Source organism: Salmonella sp. SAL04213, assembly GCF_046550535.1.
GTDB lineage: Bacteria > Pseudomonadota > Gammaproteobacteria > Enterobacterales > Enterobacteriaceae > Salmonella > Salmonella enterica.
Genome location: NZ_JBGDXS010000002.1, coordinates 832,036 through 858,080, shown reverse-complemented (window position 1 = coordinate 858,080; position 26,045 = coordinate 832,036). Strand labels below are relative to the sequence as shown.

The window sequence follows — 26,045 nt, the reverse complement described above, 5'->3', positions numbered from 1 at the left end:
TTTTGCAAAAACGGAGTCATTACGTTGCAACTTCGCGAGAGCGCGGGAGAAATTTTGTATCATTCTCTTTAACGCGCCCCCGGTCAGCTCACGGGGGCCGTCTCTGTTATCGCCTCTCAGGATAAAGGGGCAACCCCCCGCTTGTAGACAGTATCAGCGAACGGTGCGGATAGCGTTAATCAATCCGTTGACGCCTTTTTCAAGTTTCAGGCGAGGGCATCCGGCATTCAGACGCACAAATCCCCGGCCTTCTGCGCCATAGGTATCGCCGGGCATAATGGCGACTTTCTCCTGATGAATGAGCGTGTGCTGTAATTTTTGATCGTCAATGCCGAGTGGACGGAGATCAATCCAGGCCAGATAGGTCGATGGCGGCGCTTGCCAGTTCAACGTCGGAAAGGCGCCATTCAGCGCCTGCTCAATATAGCGCATATTAGCCGCCAGCGAGGCGCGTAACGCATCCAGCCACAGCGCGCCGTGCTGATACGCGGCAATATGCGCCGTGAGCGAGAGCACCGCTGGCGAAGAAGAGCGCAGGCCGACGCACAAGGAATTCCGGTGGTGTTTGCGTCACGCGCCAGCTATCTTGATGATGCGGATACCGTTCGGCCTGACAACATGCAGGCGGCGCAGCTCCTGACGGAGTACCTTATTCGTCAGGGCCATCAGCGCATCGCCAGGCTGGGAGGACAAAGCGCATCTTTAACCCGCGCGGAGCGCGTGGGCGGCTATTGCGCGACGTTGTTAAAATACGGTCTACCGTTTCACAGCGAGTGGGTCGTGGAATGCGCTTCCAGTCAGAAACAGGCAGCAGAAAGCATTACCGCGCTGTTGCGATACAATCCGACCATTAGCGCTGTCGTTTGTTACAACGAAACCATTGCGATGGGGGCGTGGTTTGGCCTACTGAGAGCCGGACGACAGAGTGGCGAGAGCGGTGTCGATCGTTATTTCGAGCAGCAGGTGTCGCTGGCGGCGTTTGCTGATGTGGCGGAGAACGCCCTCGACGACCTGCCGATTATCTGGGCCAGTACGCCGGCGCGAGAAATAGGCTATACCCTGGCCGAACGAATATTGCAGCGTATTGCTCACGACGAGCACCATGTGCGGAGTCAAACGATAGCCGCTCGCCTGGTAACGCAAAAGTAGAGGCTGCGCGTCGTTCGGCGCAGACCGGGTGCAGCGTCGCGACACCCGGCAAGGCGATTATTGTTGAGGCAGCGCCGGAACGTCCGGAACGGAAAGCGCCGGTATCCCAAACAGGCCGACAAAGTCTTCCAACGGCATTTTTTGTCCGTTGAGCGTGATCTGACCATTGGCGTACTGCAAACTGGAGGCGATAGTATTATCCTTCAGCGTTGTCAGTCGGAACATCTGACCCATTGCGGACAGCCCCTGCACCTGCTGTTTTGCCAGTTTTTCCGCATCATCCTGCTGATAGCCTTCCAGTTTTGCTATCTGCGTCATAAACTCGACCGCCATGTCCATTGGAATTGCCAGTTTCGCATCCAGCGATTTCACGGAGCGGTCGACTTCCTGCGCCAGCGTTTGCGGTTGTGCCGTTGTGGTTGCCGGATCTTTGAGGAACAGCGACAGATTCAGCGTGGTTTCCCCTTTGGCGTTTTTCCAGCTAAGCGGCGCCAGAGTCAGTACCGGATCGCCTTTTAACAGCACGGGGAGAGCGCTAAAGAACGCTTCAGTGACTTTTTGCTGATAAAGCTCAGGATTCTGCGCCACGTCCGGCTGATTCAACAGCGCCTGCGTTTGCGCATGATATTGCTGACTAAACTGGTGCCAGGCTTCGCCGTCGATTTGACCGACTTTCAGCGTTAATTTACCGCTGCCTAAATCCTGATTCTGCACTTTCAGGCTGTTAAGCGAGTAATCCAACTGGCTGTTAATGGTTTTTCCGTCGTTGACGAGATCGGACTTGCCGGCAATTTCCATCCCTTCCAGCACCGCCATCTCTTTACCCTCAATGGCGATGGACAGTTTATCCAGCGTTAACTTTTGGTCGCCCACACGTTCGCCAAAACTTGCCAGTTTACTGGTACCGTCGGTTTTCAAATTATTAAAGGTGAGTTGGACCTTCTGGTTATATTCGTTAACGGCATCGACCAGGCCGCTCTGCGCTTCGCCCGACAGCGAAACCACATTACCGTCTTTATCGGCGTTAAGCTGGAACTCGCCACCGCTAAAGGCGACCTTTTCACCGGCATTCTCGTAGTTTAACGGCTTGAGAGAGATATCGGAGCGGGTATCGCCGCCATAACCAATGCGGGTATTGATAACAAAGGGCGCGTCGCCTTTCGCGATATCAAAGAGGGGTTTTGCCGCATCGTTATTCACCAGGGTGGTTTTTACCGACGCCATAGAAGGGATCAGATTGAGCGTTTTGAGCTGGGCGAGCGGGAAGGGGCCATGTGAAACGGACTCGTCCAGCACAATGCTTTGCCCGGGTTTCAACCAGGTAGTGTCTGCGCCGGCAACCGGTTTGACAACCAGTTGCAGATGGCTACTGAACACGCCACGCTGGTAGTTTTGATAACTTAATTCGACACCGGCCTCCGGCGCAGTACGCTTGAGCTGTTCATTGGCCTGAGTCACCATTTCTGCAAGATGGTTCTCCAGCTTTTTCCCCGTATACCAGGCGCCGCCTGTCCAGACGATGCCAAGTGCAATTACTACACCTGCAGCTACCAGTGTTTTTTTCATATCAATTGTCCATAAAAATGAAACCAGGCGGATTAAACCGCCTGGAGGAGTTTTACGTCTGTTATAAGCTTAGCAAGAGTTGTTAAAAAATTCAGTACGTTGCTACAGCTTGTTATAAACACGCGCTAAACGGCCCGTGCCGCTGGCGTTAACCGGAGACTCATCCGCGCCGATAAAGGCAGATTCACCCGGCTTCAGTACCAGACGCTGTTCATCTTTACGTAACACCGCCTCACCCTCAACGCAGAACAGAATCGCGGCGCTGTGTTGGCCGATGCTCGTCTCCTGAAGCGCCAGGTCGTGCAGTGAAAAAGCAAAATCGTCAACCGGAATTGGGAAGTCCAGCTCCGCGCCGCTTTTCACCGGGGCAGTCAGCAACTCGCTGGCAGGTTTAGGTTCGAACTTCACGTTCGCGACCAGCTCAGGGATGTCGATATATTTTGGCGTAAGGCCAGCGCGCAGAACGTTATCGGAGTTTGCCATGACTTCCAGCGCAACGCCCTGCAGATAAGCATGAGGCGTTTCGGCAAACAGGAACATCGCCTCGCCGGGATTCAGTTTGACCACATTCAGCAACAAAGGAGAGAAAAGCCCGCTGTCGTCAGGATAATACTCTGAAATCACGCGGATCGTTTGCCACGGTTCGCCTTGCTGGCTGTTAAGCGCCGCTTTGAGTACGGCTAACGCGCGGGATTTTTCTTCGCCTTGCATATTCAACAGGCTGGCGAAAAGCTGGCTCAGACGTTCAGCGTTTGGCGCCTGCAAAAAGTGGGCGATAGCGGAATGCGCGCCGGCGACAGGTTGCAGTAAAGAGACAATGTCAGAAAATTCGCGGAACGCGTTCATCGCCAGGAAAGGCGTCAGGGCAAAAACCAGCTCTGGTTTATGGTTAGGATCTTTATAGTTCCGCTCTGCGGCATCCATGGGGATACCCGCCGCATTTTCTTTCGCGAAACCGATTTCGGAATTGCGCTTATTCGGGTGCACCTGAATAGAGAGCGGCTGCGCGGCGCACAGTACTTTAAACAGAAACGGCAGTTCGCCGAAACGGTTGGCTACCGCTTCGCCCAGCATGGCGGTTTTATTCTTTTCGATGGCGTCACGCAGGGAGACGGTTTCGCCGTTGGCGGTGGTGATTCGCGAGCTGCTTTTGGGATGCGCGCCCATCCAGAGTTCAGCCATTGGCTGCTGCTGCGGATTGGCGATGCCATAAAGTTCCGTTAACGCAGTTTTACTTCCCCAGGCATAGTTTTGCACTGAGTTAATGAGTTTTTGCATTATCAAGCCCTGTTTCAATGTGGAGATCAATGGGAGGTATTAAACCAAGAAACCCGCATGAAGTAACCTCCGGGCGTAAAAAGTCGTACTTGTCTCAGTTTTTGTTAAAAAATTGTGTAGGATAGTGTTACTCGCTTTGAGTCGGGCAATGGAACACCTGCCCAGAGAATAACCATACCGAGCGGTAAGTGAGAGCACAATGTCAAACAAACCCTTCTTTTATCAAGACCCTTTTCCCCTCAAAAAGGACGATACCGAGTACTACTTGTTGACCAGCGAACATGTTTCCGTCGCCGAATTTGAAGGACAAGAGATCCTGAAAGTCGCGCCGGAAGCGCTAACGCTGTTGGCGCGTCAGGCCTTCCACGATGCGTCTTTTATGCTACGTCCCGCGCATCAGCAGCAGGTGGCGGATATTCTGCGCGATCCGCAGGCCAGTGAAAACGACAAATATGTCGCGCTGCAATTCCTGCGAAACTCCGATATCGCGGCCAAGGGCGTGTTGCCCACCTGCCAGGATACCGGTACGGCCATTATTGTCGGCAAAAAAGGCCAACGCGTCTGGACTGGCGGAGGTGATGAAGCGGCGCTGGCTCGCGGCGTATATAACACCTATATCGAAGATAACCTGCGCTATTCGCAAAACGCGGCGCTGGATATGTACAAAGAGGTCAATACCGGTACTAACCTGCCGGCGCAGATCGATCTCTACAGCGTCGATGGCGATGAATATAAATTCCTCTGTATCGCTAAAGGCGGCGGATCGGCGAATAAAACCTACCTCTATCAGGAGACAAAAGCGCTTCTGACGCCGGGTAAGCTCAAAAATTATCTCGTCGATAAGATGCGTACGCTGGGCACCGCCGCCTGTCCGCCGTATCACATCGCGTTTGTCATTGGCGGCACCTCGGCGGAAGCGAACCTGAAGACCGTTAAGCTGGCCTCGGCAAAATACTATGATGCGCTACCGACCGAAGGCAATGAACACGGGCAGGCCTTCCGCGATATTGAACTGGAAAAAGAATTGTTGCTTGAGGCGCAAAATCTTGGCTTAGGCGCGCAGTTCGGCGGCAAGTATTTCGCTCACGATATTCGTGTCATCCGATTGCCGCGCCACGGGGCATCGTGTCCGGTAGGTATGGGCGTGTCCTGCTCCGCGGATCGAAACATTAAAGCGAAGATCAACCGGGAAGGGATCTGGATCGAGAAGCTGGAGCGCAATCCCGGTAAATATATTCCTGAGGCGCTGCGCCAGGCGGGAGAGGGCGAGGCGGTGCGCGTTGATCTTAACCGTCCCATGAGCGAGATACTGCAACAACTGTCGCAGTATCCGGTATCAACGCGCCTGTCGCTGAACGGCACGATTATTGTGGGCCGCGACATCGCGCACGCTAAACTGAAAGAACGGATGGACAGAGGCGAAGGTTTGCCGCAGTACATCAAAGATCATCCTATCTATTATGCGGGGCCGGCAAAAACGCCGGAAGGGTACGCCTCCGGGTCGCTTGGGCCGACTACCGCAGGACGGATGGACTCTTATGTTGATCAGCTCCAGTCGCAGGGCGGCAGTATGATCATGCTGGCGAAAGGCAACCGCAGCCAGCAGGTGACCGATGCCTGTAAGAAACATGGCGGCTTCTACCTGGGCAGTATCGGCGGCCCGGCAGCCGTTCTGGCGCAGGGTAGTATCAAGCGCCTGGAGTGCGTGGAATATCCTGAACTGGGTATGGAGGCTATCTGGAAAATTGAAGTGGAGGATTTTCCGGCCTTTATTCTGGTGGATGATAAAGGTAACGATTTCTTCCAGCAGATTCAGTCATCGCAGTGCGCGCGCTGCGTTAAGTAATGTCGCCGCCCTGCGGGGCGGTAACATGATTCGCTATTTTGCCGGAGAACGGCGCAAGCGCCTTATCCGGTCTACACCGTTGTGTTGTTATCGTTAATACTCATAAGACCGCAAACATGTGAGCAATGTCGACACATGATCTCATCAACTTGAGTAAGGAGCAGGTAATGGTAACGGTACGCCGCGAGAAAGATTCAATGGGCGCGATTGAAGTCCCGGCAGATAAACTGTGGGGGGCGCAGACTCAACGTTCGCTGGAGCATTTTCGGATTTCCACGGAGAAAATGCCCGTTTCGCTCATTCACGCTCTGGCGTTGACCAAGCGCGCCGCTGCGAAGGTCAACCAGGACTTAGGGTTGTTGGCGGCGGAAAAAGCCAGCGCGATTATCCAGGCGGCTGATGAAGTGCTGGCGGGAAAACATGCTGATGAGTTTCCGCTGGCGATTTGGCAGACCGGGTCCGGTACGCAAAGCAACATGAATATGAATGAGGTGTTAGCGAACCGCGCCAGTGAAATTTTGGGCGGCGTTCGCGGTATGGAACGCAAGGTGCATCCCAATGATGACGTCAATAAGAGTCAAAGCTCAAACGATGTGTTCCCAACCGCCATGCACGTGGCGGCGTTACTGGCGTTACGCGAACACCTTATCCCGCAATTATCCGCATTAACGGATACGCTTCGCGATAAATCCCACGCTTTCGCCGATATTGTCAAAATTGGCCGTACTCACCTGCAGGACGCGACGCCGCTCACCTTAGGCCAGGAGATTTCCGGTTGGGTAGCCATGCTGGAACATAACCTCAGGCACATTGAGCACAGTTTACCGCACGTCGCAGAACTGGCGCTCGGCGGAACCGCAGTGGGGACAGGGCTTAATACCCATCCGGAATATGCCCGGCGCGTGGCCGAGGAACTGGCGACGATTACCGCGGCGCCGTTTGTTACCGCCCCGAATAAATTCGAAGCGCTGGCGACCTGTGACGCGTTGGTACAGGCGCATGGCGCATTAAAAGGACTGGCGGCCTCGCTGATGAAAATCGCCAACGATGTTCGCTGGCTGGCGTCCGGCCCGCGCTGCGGCATTGGCGAGATTGCTATCCCGGAGAATGAGCCAGGCAGTTCCATTATGCCTGGTAAAGTGAATCCGACCCAGTGTGAAGCGGTAACGATGCTATGTTGCCAGGTGATGGGTAACGATGTGGCCATCAATATGGGGGGCGCATCGGGCAACTTTGAGCTCAACGTCTATCGTCCGATGGTTATTCATAATTTTCTGCAAACGGTGCGCCTGCTGGCCGATGGCATGGAGAGTTTCAATCAACACTGTGCGTCAGGAATCGAGCCAAACCGCGAGCGTATTACGCAGTTGCTGAATGAGTCGCTGATGCTGGTCACTGCGCTCAATACGCACATCGGTTACGATAAAGCGGCGGAGATTGCGAAGAAGGCGCATAAAGAAGGGCTGACGCTCAAAGCCTCAGCCGTGGCATTAGGATACCTTAGCGACGAGGAGTTCGACGCCTGGGTACGTCCGGAGTTGATGGTTGGCAGTATGACGCCGGGACGTTAATCCGCCACATACAGGTGCAGTCGCGGAATAATCAGTCGCAGCGGCTGCGCCTGTGGTTTAAAACGGTGCTGAATATTGTCGGCGTCATAGTTTTCCAGCCCGCCAATATCCGGCACGCCAGCGCCGTTGTCCGTGTTGATTAACGCGATAATCGGCGTGGGACAGGCGTGTTGCACCTGTTTTTGCTGGCCTTTATACCAGATGCGGGCGATCGGCTGTACTTTAACCGGACGCTTAATCTTGAGTCGGGCCTGCTGCGGTAAGGCAGCGATATCCTGATATTCCCGTTCCAGCTTGAATTGCCATTGTTCGCGCGTCCACGGCGGGACGCTGCGCGGCGACGCGAGGCTTTTTTTCAACTGGCTCAGAACCTCATCCCGGCTTAAATTTTTAATAATATGTTTATTTGCCCAGCCGAAACGTATGGTAGCGGGGTTATTGATAAGCGTCAGCGTGCGGTAAGCGTTCAGCGTAATTAAGCCGGGTAGATGCCGATGCACCCACTCAAAGCGTGCCGCTGAGGGAAGACCGGACTCTACCGTAACCATCTGCTCGAAGGTGGTTTTCAACTGGTTAATGCGCTGTATCTGATTTTCCAGATCTAACTGTGTCGCATTATCCACTTGATAGCATAAGACGCCAGGCAGGCGGACGGCGGCTTTACTGCTGCGGTTTTCGGACTGCTGTTGAATAAACAAATGGCGATAGTGACGTAGCGCCAGCGTTTCGGCCTCTTTCCCCAGATGTTGCGTTACCTCGATAGTATCCAGCGGCGCATGTTCCGCCTCTTTGGTCACCTGCGGCAGTGAAAAGACACGGGCGATAAGTAGCGAATGCTGCTGTAGATTATCCGTCAGCGCCGCCAGGTGTTGTTCTATCTGGCGAAAAGTGCCATTCAGGCGTTCAACGAGATCGTAGCGGGACATGGTATCACTCACTTTAGTTACAACATGCTATCTGTATAGCACAGTTCCCGCCGCTCAACCAGCGTGCAAAATACGTCAGGCAGCGGTCATGTCGGGCATCGCGTGCCAGACCGGCCAGCGAAAGCTAAATTTTGCGCCGCCCAGTTCGCTCTCGTCACAGACGACGCTACCGCCCATCGCTAGGGCGATAGAGTGTACGATGGCGAGTCCAAGCCCGCAGCCGCCTGTCGCCCGGTCTCTACTGGGGTCGAGTCTGACAAAAGGTTCAAATATGCGCTCACGCGCATCCGCTTCAATGCCGGGGCCATCATCTTCGACTATCAGCGTTGCCTGACTGCCGTCGAGTAACAGACTGACCTGAACGGTGGTATGACTGTAGCGCAACGCATTATTCAGCAGGTTATCCAGCACTCGCGACATTAACCGCATATCAAGCGCGCCATAATCGCCGATTACACATGTGAGAAGGTTTACGGCGCGTTCCGGGGTCACGCTCTGCACATCCTGCAAATGCGCGAGCAACCAGGCGGGGAGGTCGGGTTCGGTCAACATCAGTTCATTTTGTGGTCGGTCAAGGCGCGCATAGGTGAGCAGTTCTTCAATCAGCGCTTCCAGTTGACCAATATCGCGATTGAGCGCCTGTGATTCCGGCGGTGTCAGATTTTCACTCATTTCAAGCCGATAGCGTAAGCGTACCAGCGGCGTGCGAAGCTCATGGGCGATACCGTCAATCAGCTGTTTTTTACTGGCGATCAGGGCATTAATGTTATCCGCCATCTGGTTGAACGCGACGCCCAGACGTTCGAAACTGGAGCCATTATCGAAGTGCAGGCGTTCAGTCAAATGACCCTCGCCAAAGCGCTGCGCGGCGGATTCGAGCCTGAGCATTTCTTGCCAGTGCGGGCGCATCCAGATAAACACAGGAAAGGCGAGAGAAAAGGCAATGAGCGCCATTAAGGCGATATCCAGCAGTCGCATTTGATGCAGGAAATAGAGATAGGGAACCGGGCCAACCGCCAGGACGTAATGGCTGCGTGGGATACGCTGAATAAAGGTGTATTGATCGTCAAGCGCGACGATATCGCCTTCACGCAGTCGCTGCGTGGTGGCGGCATCAAGCTTATAGTGATTTAACGGTTCAACGCGTAAATCGAAAGAGAGGTTCAGGTCCATCTCTTTTAACGTTTTCCCCCATTCACGCGGCGGAATTTCCCGCAGTTCGCTGCGCATCAGATAGAGCGAACTTTTCATCAGATCGTCGAGCGATTGCCTGCCCGCGCGTTCGGCGGTGAATTTGTACACCAGTCCGACCAATAAGGTCATGACCAGAAAACAGACGAACAGCAAAAGGTAAAACTGCACAAACAGCTTTTTCATCAACGCCCACCGGATCTTAATACATTAGCTCTATCGCGCGCTGGCGGAAAAGATTTCCCGTCAGCGCCGCTGGTGGGTTATAAAAGCAGGCTTTGCGTCAACTGACAACCTCATTGTCCGGCGTTAAGGTCCGGACTTTCGTGAACAATGCGTCCATCGACAAGCGTCAAAACAGCGCGAATGGTATCAATTCTGTCTTCCGGCATCGTCATAAATGGCTGATTGAGTACCGCCAGATCGGCCTGTTTTCCGACGCTAAGCTGGCCCCGGTGTTGTTCGGCAAAGGCGAGCCAGGCGGCATGACGTGTATATAACGCTAGCGCTTCCAGACGCGTGAGTCGCTCGCTGGCGGGTTTACGCACGGAACCGCCTGACGCTATACCGGTGATATGATATTCGATAGCGTGCCAGACACCGGCAATGCCAATACGCGTCGAATCGGTGCCGCCAGCTACGACAAGCCCTTTATCCAGCGCCAGTCGAACCGGCGGCGAATTGTCCGTCGCGCCGGGTGGATTGGCGTCACGGATGGCAAGCCCCTCAAAGTAAGGCCCCATTTGCACAGTGTATGCCAGGCCCAGCTTACGCATTCGCTCAAGCGTCTGTGGCGAACCGGTATTCAGGTGCGCAATAGACCAGCGCAGAGGGCGCAGATCGTACTGCTGCGCTACCTGCTCAAAAATCGTCAATATCGCGTCGGCGCTGTCATCGGTATAGGCGTGGATCTCAAGCGGTATTCCCCGTTTTGCCGCAAACGTCGCGACCTGGCGAAGCGCGGTTTTGTCTTGCTCTGAGGAAGAAAACCCTGGGGCCATCCGCACGCCGTCATTCATTCCGGCCACCAGGCTTTCCCCCAGACCTAGAAAAGCCAGTTGCCCGTCATCGGCACGCGCCGGGCGAAAGGCCATCAGGTTGCTGAACCACTGCGCTTCATGACCTTTCGCTTCTGGCTGTACCGGAATGCGATACCCCACGCGCAGCGGTAAATCCCCCTGGTTTCGCATTGTAAATAAAGGCTCATAAGCGGCGGCAGGCCCGGCAGAGGGGTCAATGATGCCGGTCACGCCGCGAGCGTTCATATCAGCGAAAAATTGCCGCAGACCGCCCTCGCGATCGGCGTTACGACTTATGCTGGCAAAAAGCTGGTTAAACGCGGCGATGTCACCAAATAATTTCCCCGTGGCGCTACCTTTTGCGTCGCGCTCTACGCGGATTCCCGCTAAATCAGGAGGAGGGGTGTTGTTAAGGCCAAGTACGTCTATACCGCGCTGATTCACTAACGCATAGTCGTAAAGATACTGAATATAAGCCGGATGATCGGGAAGGGCGTGGCTCAGTTCGGCTACCGTCGGCGCCCGGTTTTCTGCAAATTGCGCCGGTATCCACGATCCCACTACGGCTACCCATTGATCGTGGGGACGACGGTTAGCGTCGGCGCGTAATTTATCCAGCGCGTCTTTAAGCGAAGGGCTGTCGTACCAGTAGGTTTCGAATGTCCAGGTTTGTCCGCCGCGAATGGCGTGGATGTGGGTATCGGTCAGGCCGGGTATCACGGTTTTACCCTGTAAATCGATGGTACGGGTATGGTTGCCGCGCCATTCATTTGTCGCCGTATCATCGCCAATCGCCACAATCCGCGAGCCGGAAATCGCCAGCGCGCTGGCCTGCGGCTGGGCATCATTCAGAGTGATGATATTACCGTTATGCAAAATAATATCCGCTGCCGGGCGGGCGGCGGTGGCTGCGCCTGTGGCCGTGAGCAGAAAGAGAAGCGCGGTTCTGGAAAGCAGAGACGGGACGAGACTGATCATTAACATGTTCCTTTTGTCGGGCGATAAGCAAACCATAGAGAGCGAACAAGAATTGTTCAATCTGCGCCCAGGGAACAGTGCGTTCTGTTTTTAGAACGGTGGTGATAAAAAAAGAAAAGCCCGCCAAAACGGCGGGCTTGAGAAGAATTAATGAATAATTAGAACTGGTAAACCATACCCAGCGCGACGATATCATCAGTGCTGATACCGGCATCTTTATAGAACGGGTCGTCGTCATCCAGCAGGTTGATTTTATAATCAACATAGGTGGAGAAGTTTTTGTTGAAATAATAGGTAGCACCTACATCAGCATATTTAACCAGGTCTTTATCATCGCCATTAACGTTGTTATAGGTCAGATCTTTACCTTTAGACATCAGGAAAGAAACCGCCGGGCGCAGACCGAAATCAAATTGATATTGGGCTGTAACTTCGAAGTTTTGCGTTTTGTTTGCTACGCCGCCATCATAACCCTTGTCCGTTTTACCATAAGGCGTCATATTACGGGTTTCAGAATACATAGTCGCTAAATAGATGTTGTTGGCATCATATTTCAAGCCAGCTGTCCATGCATCCGCTTTGTCGCCGCCAGCAATCGTGCGGCCAGCAATCGTGCTGCTAGCATTGACTTGCTCATTAGTACGATCGGAAGTGGTATATGCAGCGCCTGCGCTGAAGCCCATACCAATATCATAGGTAGTAGAAATACCGAAGCCATCACCGTTATCGTAACGAATATCGTCGCTATCATTACGGTTATTGGTACCGATATTTACATCGTCAGCGCTTTGGCTTTCATTTTTACCCTGATATTGCAACGCGAAGTTCAGACCGTCTACCAGACCGAAGAAATCAGTGTTACGGTAGGTGGCCACGCCGTTAGCACGACCGGTCATGTAGTTGTCAGCGTAAGTATAGGAGTCGCCGCCGAACTCAGGCAGCATATCGGTCCAGCCTTCCACGTCGTACAGGACGCCGTAGTTACGACCATAGTCGAATGAGCCGTAGTCGCCGAATTTCAGGCCGGCGAATGCCAGACGAGTCCAGGAATTAGCGCCTTCGCCTTCGGTAGTGTTAGCCTGAACGTTATATTCCCACTGGCCGTAACCGGTCAGTTGGTCGTTAATCTGTGTTTCGCCTTTAAAGCCGACACGCATATAGGTCTGATCGCCATCTTTAGAAGAGTCATCAGAGAAATAGTGCAGGCCGTCTACTTTCCCGTAAAGGTCCAGTTTGTTGCCGTCTTTGTTATAAATTTCAGCGGCGTGTGCTGCGCCAGCAGCCAGCAGAGCCGGGATGACAAGTGCCAATACTTTTCTTTTCATTTTTTTATCCTTAAAAACTTAACTTATTTGCAAAAGATTGAACTTCTACAGATTCGTTGAATCAAAGGCATCCTAATCTGAATAATATTATTTCAGCAAATGCTAACTTTTCTTATATGTTATTAATTAATACAAAAGTTACTATCGGAAACGCATATACTTATGGTGAATATATTTGTTATTATATATTCATGGTTTTGATTTGTTTTATTTCACAATTTGCGAAAAAAGATGGCAATATAGCGGCGGGCAGACATTCTGTTATCAATTTTGTGAACTGGCTTCGAGTTTTTTTAATTTAATTTTCTTGAGCGAAAAAGACGTAATGATGAACCACAACGCAGAGAAAACGGTAATAAAGGGGCTGTTCCGACTAATAAAAATAGCATCCATGTATGCAATGCCTGTTTTTTGAACAGTGGCGGTGATGAGCATCGCCACTATGACTTAATAAAGGCAGGTAAAATCTGTCGGCTAACTTATCCCGTCGTTTCGTCCCAGGCATGAGGGGCAAAAAGATAGCCTTTATTGCGAATGGTCTTTATACGATAGGGCTCAGCAGCGCTATCCAGCAGTTTCTTACGCAGGCGGGAAATCGCCACATCCACGCTGCGATCCAGACCATCATAATTGACGCCGCGCAGCGTTTTTAGCAACGCGTCGCGATCCATAATTTGTCCGGCGTGTGTCGCCAGTTCCCAGAGCAATTCAAAATCGGCGGTGGAGAGCGATATGAAATCGCCATTGAGCTGGACCGCCCGGTTAAGGGGATCGATGGTTAACGCGCCAAAACGCAGCGCTTTATGCGGCGTAAGCGCGCTCTCCTGAAGACTTTTTGCCTGTTGCGTTTGTTCGCTTTGCCGCAGGTGTAAGCGCAGACGCGCCAGCAAAACGGCCGGAGGCGTGGTTTTGAGGATGTAGTCGCAAGCGCCCATCTCCAGCGCCAGAATATGATTCATATCACTGTCCAGCGAGGTGAGCAGGACAATCGGGCCTTGCCAGCGGTGGCGCAGATCGCGGCATATCGTCATGCCATCTTTACCTGGAAGCATAATATCCAGTAAAACCAGATCGGGCTGAGTGGTGAGGATAAGATCCTCCGCCCGGTCACCACGCGGCTCAACAATGACATCAATATCATGTTTCGCCAGATAAGCGGCAATGAGAGAACCCACTTCAGCGTCGTCTTCAACAAATACAATGCGGTTCATATTATAAATGGAGAATAGAAAACGCCAACATACACCGCCTCTGTTTTCCCTTCCATAAATCTTTTCTAAACGAGAGCGGTTCCGTTATGCTACACGCTGTTGTTATTAGCATGTTAAGGCAAGGTAATGGGACTCGTGATTAAAGCTGCCCTGGGGGCGCTGGTCGTCGTATTGATTGGTCTGCTGTCAAAAACGAAAAATTATTATATCGCCGGATTAATTCCTCTGTTTCCAACGTTTGCGCTTATCGCGCACTATATCGTGGCCAGCGAGCGGGGCATCGACGCGATGCGTACCACCATCGTCTTTAGCATGTGGTCGATCATTCCTTATTTCATTTATCTTGCAACGCTATGGTATTTCAGCGGCGTGATGCGCCTGCCCGTCGCGCTTGGCGGTGCGGTGGTCTGCTGGGGGCTAAGCGCGTGGCTGCTGATTTTTTGCTGGATTAAATGGCATTAATATTGGCAAAGACCGTGGTTTCCCCATCGTAATACAGACGGATATTACGATGGGGGGGGTTAACCCACCAGCATCCACGTAGCCGGAACCGCCGCGACCAGCAATAAACCAATCAGCACGACTTCCTGACGATTTAATACGTTGTCATGCTTGTGCGTCCGACGCGCATACAGGAAAACCAGTAATCCAGGCGCGTACAGCACGACGGACAGCAGCAGGTGCATGGGACCCGACGCGTATAACAACCATAAGCCATAAATACAGGCTCCGATACCGACCGCCCGATGGAGGGGACGCGTTGCAATCTTCAGCAGAAATGCGCCGACCAGAAAGTAGGGCACCAGAATCATTTCTGACGCAATCGTCAATAGTGTGTTGTAGTCCGAACCGGTCAGCCAGATCAGCACCAGACAGATTTGCACACAGATATTGGTGAGCCATAACGACGCAGAAGGCGCGCCTTGCGCATTTTGTCGCGCGAAGATGCCCGGGAAGGATTTATAGGCTGCCGCCAGAAACGGCACCTCCGCCGCCATGATAGTCCAGCTTAGATAAGCCCCGCAGACAGACACAATCAGTCCCGCTGCAATAATAATTTCTCCCCACGGCCCCATCATTTTCACCATCAGACCGGCCATCGACGGGTTGCGCATCTCCGCCAGTTCCGGACGCGCCAGAACGCCAAGAGAAAGCAGCGTGACCAGGAGATATATTCCCAGCGCTGCGAGTACCGCCAGTAGCGTGGCGCGGCCTACATCGCGTTTATTTTTCGCTCGGGCCGAGACGACGACGGCGCCTTCAACGCCAATAAACACCCACAGCGTAATAAGCATGGTGTTCTTGACCTGTTCCCATACGGGAATACCGAGTTCAACACCAGTGAAGTCCAGAGTGAAGGTATCCAGTTTGAACATCATGATAGCCAGCACAATAAACGCGCCGAGCGGCAACAGTTTCGCCAGAGTCGCAACCAGATTGATGCTGGCTGCCGTTTGTACGCCGCGCAGGATGAGGAAATGGACAATCCAGAGCAGGACTGAAGCGCCGACAATAGCCTGCCAGGTATTACCGTCGCCAAACAGACGCAGGGCAGGCGTATCGGTAAAGAAACTCAGCGCTGAAAAAACGATAACCAAATAGGATACGTTGGCGATGACCGCGCACAGCCAATAGCCCCAGGCAGAACAAAAGCCAATCAGTTCGCCGAAGCCTTCGCGGGCGTAAGTAAAGATGCCGCCGTCAAGCTCGGAGCGAATGCGTGTAAGGATTAACATGGCGAATGCCAGTAAGAGTATCCCCACGCCGGTAATGGCCCAGCCAATTAACAACGCAGCCGGACTGGCAACGGCGGCCATATTCTGGGGCAGACTGAAAACACCTGCGCCAAGCATTGAGCTTAAAACCAGCGCGGTCAGCGCGCTCAGTCCCAGTTTTTTTTCCATTGGTATCCAGCTATAAAAATGAAATTGGAAGAATAATTATTATGGCAAAACGCATAAAAATGGTGAAAGCCACTAAGGCGCGGGATTTTACGGAGAGAAGGGACCGCATGCAACGGCCTGGATAAGATTTATCGCCAAAAAAGCGAAAAGTGAGATTCATCGCGATATTTGACGGAACTGGCATCCCGCGAGAAAGTGCCGGATGGCGGCTTATCAGGCCTGCCGTTGAACGATCGTGTAGGCCTGATAAGGCAGGTATGCCGCCATCCGGCGAGAAAGCCTGATGGCGACGCGCGCCTTATTTATAGAGGTCGGCGCTGATGGTGATGTTATTGCCGCGCTCCTGCCACTGACGCGTAATATGATAATACTTAGCGCCTTTCTTCGCCGCGCGTTTGGCGACCTGATAGGAGATTTCTGTCATATTGCCGTAGTTGCCGGTGAACTTAACGCTGTCGAAAGGCACCATCATCGCAGCCGTCGCTTTATTCAGCTCCTCAACTTTTGTGCCATCCGGAAGTGTGACAGTGTAACGTCCGCCTTTGGAGGATTGCGTTTCGAAGAAACGGCCTACTTCGGCGCTCGGCGAGGCTGACGTGGCGACGCCTGGAATTTCGACTTTCTTCGCAGCTTCGCCGCCCTGAGCCAGCGCGGCGCGGCCAGCTTCAGAGTCTGCCGGAATAGCGTCCGGGCTCTGAACGATGCGTTTTTTCGCATCTTGTTTATAGATAAATGCAGTGATGCGCTGGTTTCCGCCCTGATTCGCATCTATCTGACGAACAATATAGAAAGCGTATGCGCCTTTTTGTTTCGCCGCTTTCGTAATGGCATCGTTAACTTCCGGCTGGCTACGGTAGAAGCCCTGAACGGTGACGGTGTCATACGGTTCTAATTGTACGGCCTGGTCTTTCGGTAATTCCACGATGCCATTAATGACACGATTTTTGGGCGCGTCGGCTTTCGGCGCGTCGGCTTTATACACGTCCGCCACAACACGCCAGTTACCACTGTTGCCGAACTCCGAGGTGTCGACAACATAGAAGGAGGCTGCGCCTTCTTTATCTGCGCGGCGGGACACGGCGGAGACCGCATCGCCAATAGCATTAAAACGACCGGTAATAACGATGCGGTCATAAGGTTTTAGTGCAGCCGCTTGCTCCGGCGTCAGTTCTGTTGCTGCATGGACAGAAAAAGCAGCCGCAGAAAGCAGAGCCGACGCCAGGAGAGTGTTCTTAAGCTTCATAAAAATAATCCTTCGCCTTGCGCAAACCAGGTACTGGTATTGTTATTGACTAGAAACGTGGCTGATTATTGCATTTAAACCATATGGATGTCTGCGGGATTTTTCACGCATCGTGTCATGTATCCTATCTTTGATGATAACATTTGCCGATATGTCGAAAAAAACGGCGTCCGGGCGGCTAAGCTAATGAAGCGCATAAATTTAATAAGTTAATTTAATGTTAATTTCTTGATCTCGCCAGGGGTTTAATGATGTTTTGCTGTCAAATTTGAGCGAATTATCAGCCCTCGCAGGCCATTTTCAAGGCATTATGGCTGCTTAGCGGCTGAATCGTTCATGTTTTGCAAATTTGATAAAAAATTCTGTTTTTTGGCGCTAGATCACAGGCGTTATTTTCAGTAGGTTATAGAGAGTTTGTAACGGTTTTATTCTGCTGGGGTAACATTTACCTCAAACGCGGGCAGGCGTACGCTTCTCGCGCTTACTGACAAACCATCATCAAAAATACCGATGGAAGGGAACATTTATGCGAATTGGCATACCAAAAGAGCGGTTACCCAATGAAACCCGTGTCGCTGCGACGCCGAAAACGGTAGAGCAGCTACTGAAGCTGGGGTTTAGCGTCGCTATCGAAAGCGGGGCGGGTCAACTGGCAAGTTTTGACGACAAAGCGTTTGCGCAGGCTGGCGCGGATATTGTAGACGGCAATGCTATCTGGCAGTCGGAAATTATTCTCAAGGTTAATGCGCCTGAAGAAGATGAAATCGCTTTACTGAACCCCGGGACTACGCTGGTCAGTTTTATCTGGCCTGCGCAAAATCCTGGGTTAATGGAGAAACTTGCCGAACGTAAGGTCACGGTGATGGCGATGGACTCCGTGCCGCGTATTTCCCGCGCGCAGTCGCTCGACGCGTTAAGCTCAATGGCGAATATCGCGGGTTATCGCGCCATTGTAGAGGCCGCGCATGAATTTGGGCGCTTCTTTACCGGCCAAATCACCGCCGCCGGGAAAGTGCCGCCGGCGAAGGTGATGGTGATTGGCGCGGGCGTTGCCGGTCTTGCGGCTATCGGCGCGGCAAACAGCCTGGGGGCGATTGTCCGCGCGTTTGACACTCGTCCTGAAGTCAAAGAGCAGGTCCAGAGTATGGGGGCTGAGTTCCTCGAACTGGATTTTAAAGAGGAAGCCGGTAGCGGCGATGGTTACGCCAAAGTGATGTCCGAGGCGTTTATCAAAGCGGAAATGGCGCTCTTTGCCGCCCAGGCCAAAGAGGTCGATATCATCGTTACCACCGCGTTGATTCCGGGCAAACCAGCGCCGAAGCTGATTACCCGCGATATGGTCGATTCTATGAAGGCCGGCAGCGTGATTGTCGACCTGGCCGCGCAGAATGGCGGTAACTGCGAATATACCGTCGCCAATCAGGTTGTGACGACGGACAATGGCGTAAAAGTGATTGGCTACACCGATCTACCGGGGCGTTTGCCGACGCAGTCATCCCAGCTTTATGGCACCAACCTGGTTAACCTGCTGAAGCTGCTGTGCAAAGAGAAAGACGGCAATATTGACGTGGATTTTGACGATGTCGTGATCCGTGGCGTGACGGTGATTCGCGACGGCGACATTACCTGGCCTGCGCCGCCAATCCAGGTTTCCGCGCAGCCACAGGCCGCGCCTAAAGCAGCACCTGCACCAAAAGAGCCGGAAAAGCCCGCTTCACCCTGGCGGAAGTATGCGTTAATGGCGCTGGCGATCATTCTTTTTGGCTGGCTGGCCGATGTCGCGCCAAAAGAGTTCCTCGGCCATTTTACCGTGTTTGCGCTCGCCTGCGTGGTTGGTTATTACGTGGTGTGGAACGTGTCTCATGCGCTTCATACGCCATTAATGTCGGTGACCAACGCAATTTCAGGGATTATTGTTGTCGGGGCATTATTGCAAATTGGTCAGGGCGGCTGGGTCAGCTTCCTGAGCTTTATCGCGGTGCTTATCGCCAGCATTAATATTTTCGGTGGCTTCACCGTGACTCAGCGTATGCTGAAAATGTTCCGGAAAAACTAAGGGGTAACACATGTCTGGAGGATTAGTTACAGCTGCATACATTGTTGCCGCGATCCTGTTTATTTTCAGTCTTGCCGGGCTTTCAAAGCATGAAACGTCCCGCCAGGGGAATAACTTCGGTATTGCCGGGATGGCGATCGCGTTGCTGGCGACCATTTTCGGGCCGGATACCGGCAACGTGGCATGGATTCTGGTCGCCATGATTATTGGCGGCGCGATTGGCATCCGCATGGCGAAAAAAGTTGAGATGACCGAGATGCCGGAGCTGGTCGCGATTCTGCACAGTTTCGTGGGCCTGGCGGCGGTACTGGTTGGCTTTAACAGCTATCTGTACCATGACGCCAGTCTGGCGCCGGTGCTGGTGAATATCCATCTGACCGAAGTCTTCCTCGGTATCTTTATTGGCGCAGTCACTTTCACTGGATCGATCGTAGCGTTTGGTAAACTGCGCGGCAAAATCTCTTCTAAGCCGTTGATGTTGCCTAACCGTCACAAAATGAACCTGGCGGCGCTGGTTGTTTCTTTCCTGTTGCTGCTGGTTTTTGTTCGTACCGAAAGCGTGGGTCTACAGGTTCTGGCGCTGCTGCTGATGACCATTATCGCGCTGGCGTTTGGTTGGCATCTGGTCGCTTCTATCGGCGGGGCGGACATGCCGGTGGTTGTTTCAATGCTGAACTCCTATTCCGGTTGGGCTGCCGCGGCGGCTGGCTTCATGTTGAGCAACGATTTGCTGATTGTGACCGGCGCGCTGGTCGGTTCGTCAGGCGCGATCCTGTCTTACATTATGTGTAAAGCGATGAACCGCTCTTTCATCAGCGTTATTGCTGGTGGGTTCGGTACTGACGGCTCCTCAACGGGCGACGATCAGGAAGCTGGCGAACATCGCGAAATCACGGCGGAAGAGACCGCTGAGATGCTGAAAAACTCCCACTCCGTCATTATTACGCCGGGGTACGGGATGGCGGTGGCGCAGGCGCAGTATCCGGTGGCGGAAATCACCGAAAAACTGCGTGCACGCGGTATCAACGTGCGTTTCGGCATTCATCCGGTGGCGGGTCGCCTGCCGGGGCATATGAACGTGCTGTTGGCGGAGGCGAAAGTGCCTTATGACATCGTGCTGGAAATGGACGAAATCAATGATGATTTCGCCGATACCGATACCGTGCTGGTGATTGGCGCGAACGATACGGTGAACCCGGCGGCGCAAGACGATCCCCGCAGCCCGATCGCCGGTATGCCGGTTCTCGAAGTGTGGAAAGCACAGAATGTCGTGGTCTTTAAGCGTTCAATGAATACTGGTTATGCTGGTGTGCAGAACCCGCTGTTCTTTAAAGAGAATACGCAAATGCTGTTTGGCGATGCAAAAGCCAGCGTGGATGCAATTCTGAAAGCGCTTTAATCTTTTAAACGTGCGACGGCCTCTTTGGAGGCCGTTTTTATACACTTCATCTTTTAAGCTGCCTCTTTGTTGGCTGCGCTCAGAAACCCCGGTCACATCGTTATCTATGCTCCCGGGGATTTCTTCCCTTGCCGCCGCGATGCATCTTGAATGATTTTGTGTATGTATTGCATTTTATCTTTTGTTTAAATCGCTAAGCAGAACGGCGATACTCTGCCCGCCGGTGGTCTGTTCGAGGGCGATTTTGACAATGATGGTTAACGGAACGGAGAGCAACATGCCCACCGGACCTAATAGCCAGCCCCAGAAAATTAACGACAAAAATACCACTAAGGTTGAAAGGCCTAAACCACGTCCCATGATTCGTGGCTCAAGGATATTGCCGAAGACCAGATTAATCAGCAGATAGCCTGCCAGCACCAGCAGCGCATCATAAAACCCGTTAAATACCAGCACCTGAATAATGGGTGGCAGGGCAGCGAGCACCGATCCAATATTAGGAATATAGTTCAGCGCGAAGGCCAGTAGACCCCAGACAAAGGCGAAGCGGACATCCAGCGCGGCCAGCATTCCCCATGCGACCAGCCCCGTCACGATACTGATCGCTGTTTTTAACACCAGATAATGGGAAACGCTATCAAGCGCGCGTTGAATTGCCGCCATGCCTTCCGCCGGACGGCTCATCATCTGCTGCAGTTTTTCAGGCAATTGTGGAACCTCCAGCAGCATAAATACCACGGTCAATAACAATAAAAAGATGGACGACATGGCATTGGACAGTTGGGTGAGCAGGTTCGTTACCAGAGTCATGGCGGCGTTTGGATCGATATATTTCGCCAGCTCATCAACCGACACGCCAATGCCTGCTCGCTGTAACCACGGTTCAATACGTTGCAACGGTATCACCAATGAGGAGCGATATTGCGGTAGGGTACGAGCCAGTTCATTTAATGATGTCCCCAAATAGGCCAGTAGCAGTACCATTAACATAACAATAATCACAATGAGCAATGATACGGCGATAACGCGCGGAATTCGGCATCGGGTCATCCGTTGCACAACGGGATTGAGAACGACTGCAATAAATAACGCCAAAATAAAGGGAACAATGATATCTGCGGCGAAGCGGATACCGCTCAGAATAACTACCAGCATTCCCAGCATAATGACGATTTTTAGACCATTGAGCGTGATGATCGGTTTTGCCATATCAGTCCCTGTTTTCTGATGCCGACACGAATAATAATGTGATGTCGGTCGACCTGTTCTGGTTAAAATCAAACACTTCAGGTAAAGAAGTGAAAATATTTTGAGTTAATTCCTGGCTTATGATACAAATCAGGCGTGTTCAACTACCGAGGACAATTATCATCCGCGATGACGAGAAGCAACACTGCGGATAATTGTAATATTATGGACAATATGTTCAGCGCTTTTTTCTCCACGCAAACGCATCTTCACTCTACCTCCTTTTTCCTGCTTATCGGCGAGCAGCACTGGCGTAACGCACTTTAGTCTCTCACTTCTGCCTGAGCTGGCGCAATGCGCTGTGCTAACTGATTTTATTTTTTAGTTTGCTGCGTGCAGCAGACTCGAAAGAGTATATTCTCATGCAGGAGAAGTGTCATGTTTTACTGGATTTTATTAGCTCTGGCTATCGCGACTGAAATTACCGGCACGCTCTCAATGAAATGGGCTAGCGTGGGTAATGGCAATGCGGGTTTTATTTTAATGCTGGTGATGATCACGCTGTCATATATATTTCTTTCTTTTGCGGTAAAAAAGATTGCCCTGGGTGTAGCGTATGCCTTATGGGAAGGGATCGGCATTTTATTTATTACCATTTTTAGCGTGCTGCTATTTGATGAAGCATTATCAACCATGAAGATAGCCGGCTTGCTGACGCTGGTCGCTGGCATCGTATTGATCAAATCAGGGACGCGTAAACCCGGCAAACCGGTGAAGGAGGCGACTCGTGCAACAATTTGAATGGATACACGGCGCCTGGCTTGGGCTGGCAATAATGCTGGAAATCGCGGCTAACGTACTGTTGAAATTTTCGGACGGCTTTCGCCGTAAATGCTATGGCATCTTATCGCTTGCCGCTGTTCTGGCCGCCTTCAGCGCGCTTTCCCAGGCGGTAAAAGGGATAGACCTGTCGGTGGCGTATGCGCTATGGGGCGGTTTTGGTATTGCCGCCACGCTGGCGGCGGGCTGGGTGCTCTTCGGCCAGCGCTTAAATCCCAAAGGCTGGGTTGGCGTGATATTGCTGCTCGCCGGAATGGTCATGATAAAATTTGCCTGAGACGATCGCTGCCGGTCAGGCAGCGATTCGCGTATTAGTCCTGCGCCAGGGCTTTCAGCTTATCGCGAAAGCCGGTGACGGATATAGCGCGGTTATCGGCGCGCCAGCGATCTTTAGCCGCAGGGGCGGAGCTTTGTACGCCAATGAGCTGCCATCCGCTATCCGTGTGCAATAATAACGGCGAGCCGCTGTCGCCAGGTAACGTGTCGCACTGGTGTGAGAGTACGGCATTCTGCGCCCAGCCGGTCACGACGCAATCCTGATGGGAATAGAGCGCATTCAGATGATCTTCCGGATAACCAGACTGCGTGACTTTTCGGTCTGCGGCTTTCAACGCCGCAGTGAGCGCCGCTTTATCGCCGGTAAATAAAGGCACTGGCGTGATACCGGAAGGTGGGTAGCGCAATATTACCAGACCAAAATCCCAGCTTGCCGCAGCAGGCGGCACAATCCAGCCATCGCCATCCGCTTTCAGACGTCGGCCCAGCGACGGTTCAACGCGGCCTTCAATGCCGTGGATTTCATAGCGCCATACTCCTTTTCGCGCCACAAAACGCAGCGCAACCGCCTTGTCTGGTTTTCCTTTCGGTGGCGTTAGCAGGCAGTGACCTGCTGTCAGGGCGATATGCGGGGAGATAAGTGTTGCCGTACACAAATTACCGCTGGCGGTCTCTAGTTGCCCGATGGCATCCCACGGCGATTGGGTAGGATAGGCGACGGGCACCCGATCGTCATGGTTAAAAAAAAGCGTTTTGACGTCGCTGGCATCCGTGGCGTCTGTTTCAGTCCCCCTGGCTTTCGCCATAACCGGTAAAAAACACACTATGCCCAGTAATACAGCAATGGTTTTATGCATATCACACTCTGGTGGGTAATTATGATTATTAACAACAAACCCTCAGTACTACTATAGACGTGACGGTAAGAAAGTGGGAGTAAAATCAGATAACTACACTCAGGAAAGATAGAAATGCGTGGCAATAGCGGCGCATAAAATAAGCACGATAAGAATGAGCTCAAAGCGGTAGCGAGACACTTTTTTGCCCTCCCGGAAGGCGGCGCTAAACCAGAACAATTTAGCGCCGTAAAAACGGGCGCGGGGGCGCGCCGCAGCATGTTACGACTTACGCAGCCGGCTGCGAAGTTGTTTTTGACGTAGATTTGGCTGGGGCTTTTTTGCCATCTTTTTTCTGGTGCTTTTTAGCCGCCTGCGCTTTTTGCTCAACGGTTTTTTTATGCTGTTTTTTGTGGTGCTGGGTGTTCTGGGTTGTTTTGGCAGGCGTTGCGGTTTTCGCAGGCGTTGCAGTCTCAGCCGCGAATGCTGCGGAAGAGAGACCCATTGCAGCGGCAACAACCAGAGCTAATACTTTTTTCATTTTGATACCCTCGATTTGGTTTTCATTCAACCCCACTGCGGGGCCGGTGAAATGACTATATCGCTGTTATCAAAAGGCTTCCGTGAGTGATTGGTTTCGGCATGTAACGCTATGTACAATCCCCCGGTAACGCGATGTCAGCCCCCACCATAATAGGTAGCTTTACGTTACCGGCCGTTATTTTTGGTCGCAGAGTCGGTAATATCCGCCCTCCAGAATAACAGGCACACCGTATATGAATCCGATAATCTGGGTGGTATTTACGCTTCTGGCGCTGGATGCAATCAGAGAAGTTATGGGCGTATCAAGCCTGACAGGTCTATGGTGAACAGTGAGTCGTGGCGTGAAACCAGCCCGGCGATAGCGCACGTTGCTATCGCCGGATTATTTCTTTTCAGGCATGAAGACGGTGATGTAACCGCGTCCCGACCAGGATGGCCAGCACCAGCATTAGCGCGATAAAACCGCCTACGCCGTTCCAGCCGTAACTATGCCAGAATACGCCGCCTAGCGTCCCGGCGATACTGGACCCCAGATAATAGCTGAAAAGATAAAGTGACGAGGCCTGTCCCTTCGCCCGGCGCGCACGCGGGCCAATCCAACTACTGGCCACGGAGTGCGCGGCGAAAAAGCCGGCGGAAAAAAGCAGCATCCCGGCAAAAATCAGCCAAAGCGAGGTAAAAAGCGTCAGTAAAAGCCCACCCAGCATTACTGCGGTAGAGAACAGCATCACCGGCCCCCGGCCATAGCGTGAGGTCATTGCGCCAGCTTTCGGCGAGCTCCATGTGCCGGTGAGATAGGCTACGGATAACAGTCCGACCACGGCCTGGCTTAATTCCCAGGGGGAGAGCATCAGGCGATAACCAATGTAGTTAAACAGGGTGACGAACGCGCCCATCAGTAAAAAACCTTCTGCAAACAGCAGAGGTAACCCCCGATCGCGCCAGTGGAGACGGAAATTAATAAATAGCGTTTTAGGCCGTAGCGACGTGGGACGGAAATGTTGCGAGGCGGGTAAAATCTTCCAGAACATCAGCGCGGACGCAAGCGCAAAGCATCCGATGGCCGCCAGCGCGATGCGCCAGTTAAAAAAGTCGGTCATGACGCCGCTTAATAAACGCCCGCTCATCCCGCCGATGGAATTACCGCTAATATAGAGCCCCATGGAGAAAGCGACAAAGCTGGGATGGATTTCTTCACTCAGGTAGGTCATTCCCACCGCGGCGACGCCGCTTAACGACAAACCGATCAGCGCACGCATAATCAGAATACCATGCCAGCTGGTCATCATGGTTGATAACAATGTGCAGCAGGAAGCTAATAACAACGCGGTGACCATCACCGGTTTACGGCCTATCGCATCAGAAAGCGGGCCGGTAAAAAGTAAGCCGATAGCCAGCATGGCGGTAGAAATAGAAAGTGAAACGCTGCTGCTGGCGGGGGAGACGCCAAACTCCTGGGAAAGTACCGGTAGTATAGGCTGAACGCAATAAAGGAGCGCGAAAGTCGCCAGGCCCGCGGAAAAAAGGGCCAGCGTGACGCGCATGAAAGGCGCTGTACCGCGTTTAATAAATTGAACCGGCTGAGAATGGCGTTGTTCATCGATATCGCTCGCCGTGGCGTCATCGAGAATAGTTGTACGACTCACGTTAAATCCTTGCTTTACATCTCCGTCAACAGGAGACGGGTATAACCGACATGT

The 26,045-nt window shown here is 52.6% G+C and carries 21 protein-coding genes and 2 pseudogenes; 9 read left to right on the top strand and 14 right to left on the bottom strand.

What is annotated here, in order from left to right:
- Window positions 1–153: 153 nt before the first annotated feature.
- Window positions 154–528, bottom strand: a pseudogene (locus ACLJPQ_RS09005) (aminotransferase class I/II-fold pyridoxal phosphate-dependent enzyme); the annotation flags it as partial.
- An 18-nt stretch (window positions 529–546) separates the two neighbouring features.
- On the opposite strand from ACLJPQ_RS09005, the pseudogene malI reads away from it, so the two are divergent.
- Window positions 547–1,149, top strand: a pseudogene (gene malI, locus ACLJPQ_RS09000) (Mal regulon transcriptional regulator MalI); the annotation flags it as partial.
- Between the two features lie 57 nt (window positions 1,150–1,206).
- Here malI and ACLJPQ_RS08995 read toward each other — a convergent pair.
- A complete protein-coding gene (locus ACLJPQ_RS08995; RefSeq protein WP_080184932.1) occupies window positions 1,207–2,715 on the bottom strand; it encodes a YdgA family protein in 1,509 nt (502 codons plus the stop codon).
- Between the two features lie 102 nt (window positions 2,716–2,817).
- A complete protein-coding gene (gene manA, locus ACLJPQ_RS08990; protein ID WP_001170625.1) occupies window positions 2,818–3,993 on the bottom strand; it encodes a mannose-6-phosphate isomerase in 1,176 nt (391 codons plus the stop codon).
- Window positions 3,994–4,192: 199 nt separating this feature from the next.
- Between manA and fumB the strand changes: the two genes are divergently transcribed.
- Window positions 4,193–5,839 (top strand): class I fumarate hydratase, encoded by a 1,647-nt coding sequence (gene fumB / locus ACLJPQ_RS08985; protein WP_000066609.1) that lies wholly within the window; start codon window positions 4,193–4,195, stop codon window positions 5,837–5,839.
- Between the two features lie 167 nt (window positions 5,840–6,006).
- Entirely contained in the window at window positions 6,007–7,410 is a 1,404-nt protein-coding gene (fumC, locus tag ACLJPQ_RS08980; protein ID WP_001649578.1) for a class II fumarate hydratase, read from the top strand.
- On the opposite strand, the gene tus is transcribed toward fumC, so the two are convergent.
- From tus to rstA, 5 genes are all read right to left on the bottom strand, one after another.
- Window positions 7,407–8,336 (bottom strand): DNA replication terminus site-binding protein, encoded by a 930-nt coding sequence (gene tus, locus ACLJPQ_RS08975; protein WP_000092495.1) that lies wholly within the window; start codon window positions 8,334–8,336, stop codon window positions 7,407–7,409. The genes fumC and tus overlap by 4 nt on opposite strands.
- A gap of 75 nt (window positions 8,337–8,411) precedes the next feature.
- On the bottom strand, window positions 8,412–9,713 hold the full coding sequence (rstB, locus tag ACLJPQ_RS08970; RefSeq protein ID WP_000732942.1) for a two-component system sensor histidine kinase RstB: 1,302 nt from the start codon (window positions 9,711–9,713) through the stop codon (window positions 8,412–8,414).
- A 110-nt stretch (window positions 9,714–9,823) separates the two neighbouring features.
- Window positions 9,824–11,530, bottom strand: coding sequence for an amidohydrolase (locus ACLJPQ_RS08965; protein WP_080184933.1), 1,707 nt, complete (start codon window positions 11,528–11,530; stop codon window positions 9,824–9,826).
- Window positions 11,531–11,682: 152 nt separating this feature from the next.
- Window positions 11,683–12,849, bottom strand: a complete 1,167-nt coding sequence (gene ompS2 / locus ACLJPQ_RS08960; RefSeq protein WP_080184934.1) for a porin OmpS2 — start codon at window positions 12,847–12,849, stop codon at window positions 11,683–11,685.
- Between the two features lie 479 nt (window positions 12,850–13,328).
- Window positions 13,329–14,060, bottom strand: coding sequence for a two-component system response regulator RstA (gene rstA / locus ACLJPQ_RS08955; RefSeq protein WP_001080048.1), 732 nt, complete (start codon window positions 14,058–14,060; stop codon window positions 13,329–13,331).
- A 126-nt stretch (window positions 14,061–14,186) separates the two neighbouring features.
- Here rstA and ACLJPQ_RS08950 point away from each other — a divergent pair, with 126 nt between their 5' ends.
- Window positions 14,187–14,522: a GlpM family protein gene (locus ACLJPQ_RS08950; RefSeq protein ID WP_000524877.1), complete on the top strand. Its 336-nt coding sequence runs from the start codon at window positions 14,187–14,189 to the stop codon at window positions 14,520–14,522.
- Between the two features lie 59 nt (window positions 14,523–14,581).
- On the opposite strand, the gene ACLJPQ_RS08945 is transcribed toward ACLJPQ_RS08950, so the two are convergent.
- On the bottom strand, window positions 14,582–15,964 hold the full coding sequence (locus ACLJPQ_RS08945; protein ID WP_000412353.1) for an amino acid permease: 1,383 nt from the start codon (window positions 15,962–15,964) through the stop codon (window positions 14,582–14,584).
- 298 nt (window positions 15,965–16,262) lie between these two features.
- On the bottom strand, window positions 16,263–17,207 hold the full coding sequence (ydgH, locus tag ACLJPQ_RS08940; protein WP_000769294.1) for a DUF1471 family protein YdgH: 945 nt from the start codon (window positions 17,205–17,207) through the stop codon (window positions 16,263–16,265).
- Between the two features lie 526 nt (window positions 17,208–17,733).
- Between ydgH and pntA the strand changes: the two genes are divergently transcribed.
- Window positions 17,734–19,263: a Re/Si-specific NAD(P)(+) transhydrogenase subunit alpha gene (gene pntA / locus ACLJPQ_RS08935; RefSeq protein WP_001219354.1), complete on the top strand. Its 1,530-nt coding sequence runs from the start codon at window positions 17,734–17,736 to the stop codon at window positions 19,261–19,263.
- Between the two features lie 10 nt (window positions 19,264–19,273).
- The gene (gene pntB / locus ACLJPQ_RS08930; protein WP_000014056.1) at window positions 19,274–20,662 is read left to right on the top strand and encodes a Re/Si-specific NAD(P)(+) transhydrogenase subunit beta; all 1,389 of its coding nucleotides are present in this window, start codon (window positions 19,274–19,276) and stop codon (window positions 20,660–20,662) included.
- A 174-nt stretch (window positions 20,663–20,836) separates the two neighbouring features.
- Here the strand turns inward: pntB and ACLJPQ_RS08925 are convergent, their stop codons facing one another.
- A complete protein-coding gene (locus ACLJPQ_RS08925) occupies window positions 20,837–21,871 on the bottom strand; it encodes an AI-2E family transporter (RefSeq protein ID WP_001118267.1) in 1,035 nt (344 codons plus the stop codon).
- 417 nt (window positions 21,872–22,288) lie between these two features.
- Between ACLJPQ_RS08925 and mdtJ the strand changes: the two genes are divergently transcribed.
- Window positions 22,289–22,651, top strand: coding sequence for a multidrug/spermidine efflux SMR transporter subunit MdtJ (gene mdtJ, locus ACLJPQ_RS08920; RefSeq protein WP_000500278.1), 363 nt, complete (start codon window positions 22,289–22,291; stop codon window positions 22,649–22,651).
- Window positions 22,638–22,967 (top strand): multidrug/spermidine efflux SMR transporter subunit MdtI, encoded by a 330-nt coding sequence (gene mdtI / locus ACLJPQ_RS08915; RefSeq protein WP_001183821.1) that lies wholly within the window; start codon window positions 22,638–22,640, stop codon window positions 22,965–22,967. The genes mdtJ and mdtI overlap by 14 nt, the downstream gene beginning before the upstream one ends.
- Window positions 22,968–23,001: 34 nt before the next feature.
- Here mdtI and ACLJPQ_RS08910 read toward each other — a convergent pair whose 3' ends face one another.
- Both ACLJPQ_RS08910 and asr read right to left on the bottom strand, forming a co-directional pair.
- Entirely contained in the window at window positions 23,002–23,823 is an 822-nt protein-coding gene (locus tag ACLJPQ_RS08910) for a trypsin-like serine peptidase (protein ID WP_138010011.1), read from the bottom strand.
- A gap of 268 nt (window positions 23,824–24,091) precedes the next feature.
- Window positions 24,092–24,343 carry an acid resistance repetitive basic protein Asr gene (gene asr / locus ACLJPQ_RS08905; protein ID WP_000756315.1) on the bottom strand — a complete coding sequence of 84 codons (252 nt, stop codon included), beginning with the start codon at window positions 24,341–24,343 and terminating at the stop codon, window positions 24,092–24,094.
- Window positions 24,344–24,578: 235 nt separating this feature from the next.
- Here asr and ACLJPQ_RS08900 point away from each other — a divergent pair, with 235 nt between their 5' ends.
- The gene (locus ACLJPQ_RS08900) at window positions 24,579–24,671 is read left to right on the top strand and encodes a KPN_01571 family protein (protein WP_001068154.1); all 93 of its coding nucleotides are present in this window, start codon (window positions 24,579–24,581) and stop codon (window positions 24,669–24,671) included.
- A gap of 66 nt (window positions 24,672–24,737) precedes the next feature.
- On the opposite strand, the gene ACLJPQ_RS08895 is transcribed toward ACLJPQ_RS08900, so the two are convergent.
- On the bottom strand, window positions 24,738–25,991 hold the full coding sequence (locus ACLJPQ_RS08895; RefSeq protein WP_000091796.1) for an MFS transporter: 1,254 nt from the start codon (window positions 25,989–25,991) through the stop codon (window positions 24,738–24,740).
- Window positions 25,992–26,045 lie beyond the last annotated feature (54 nt).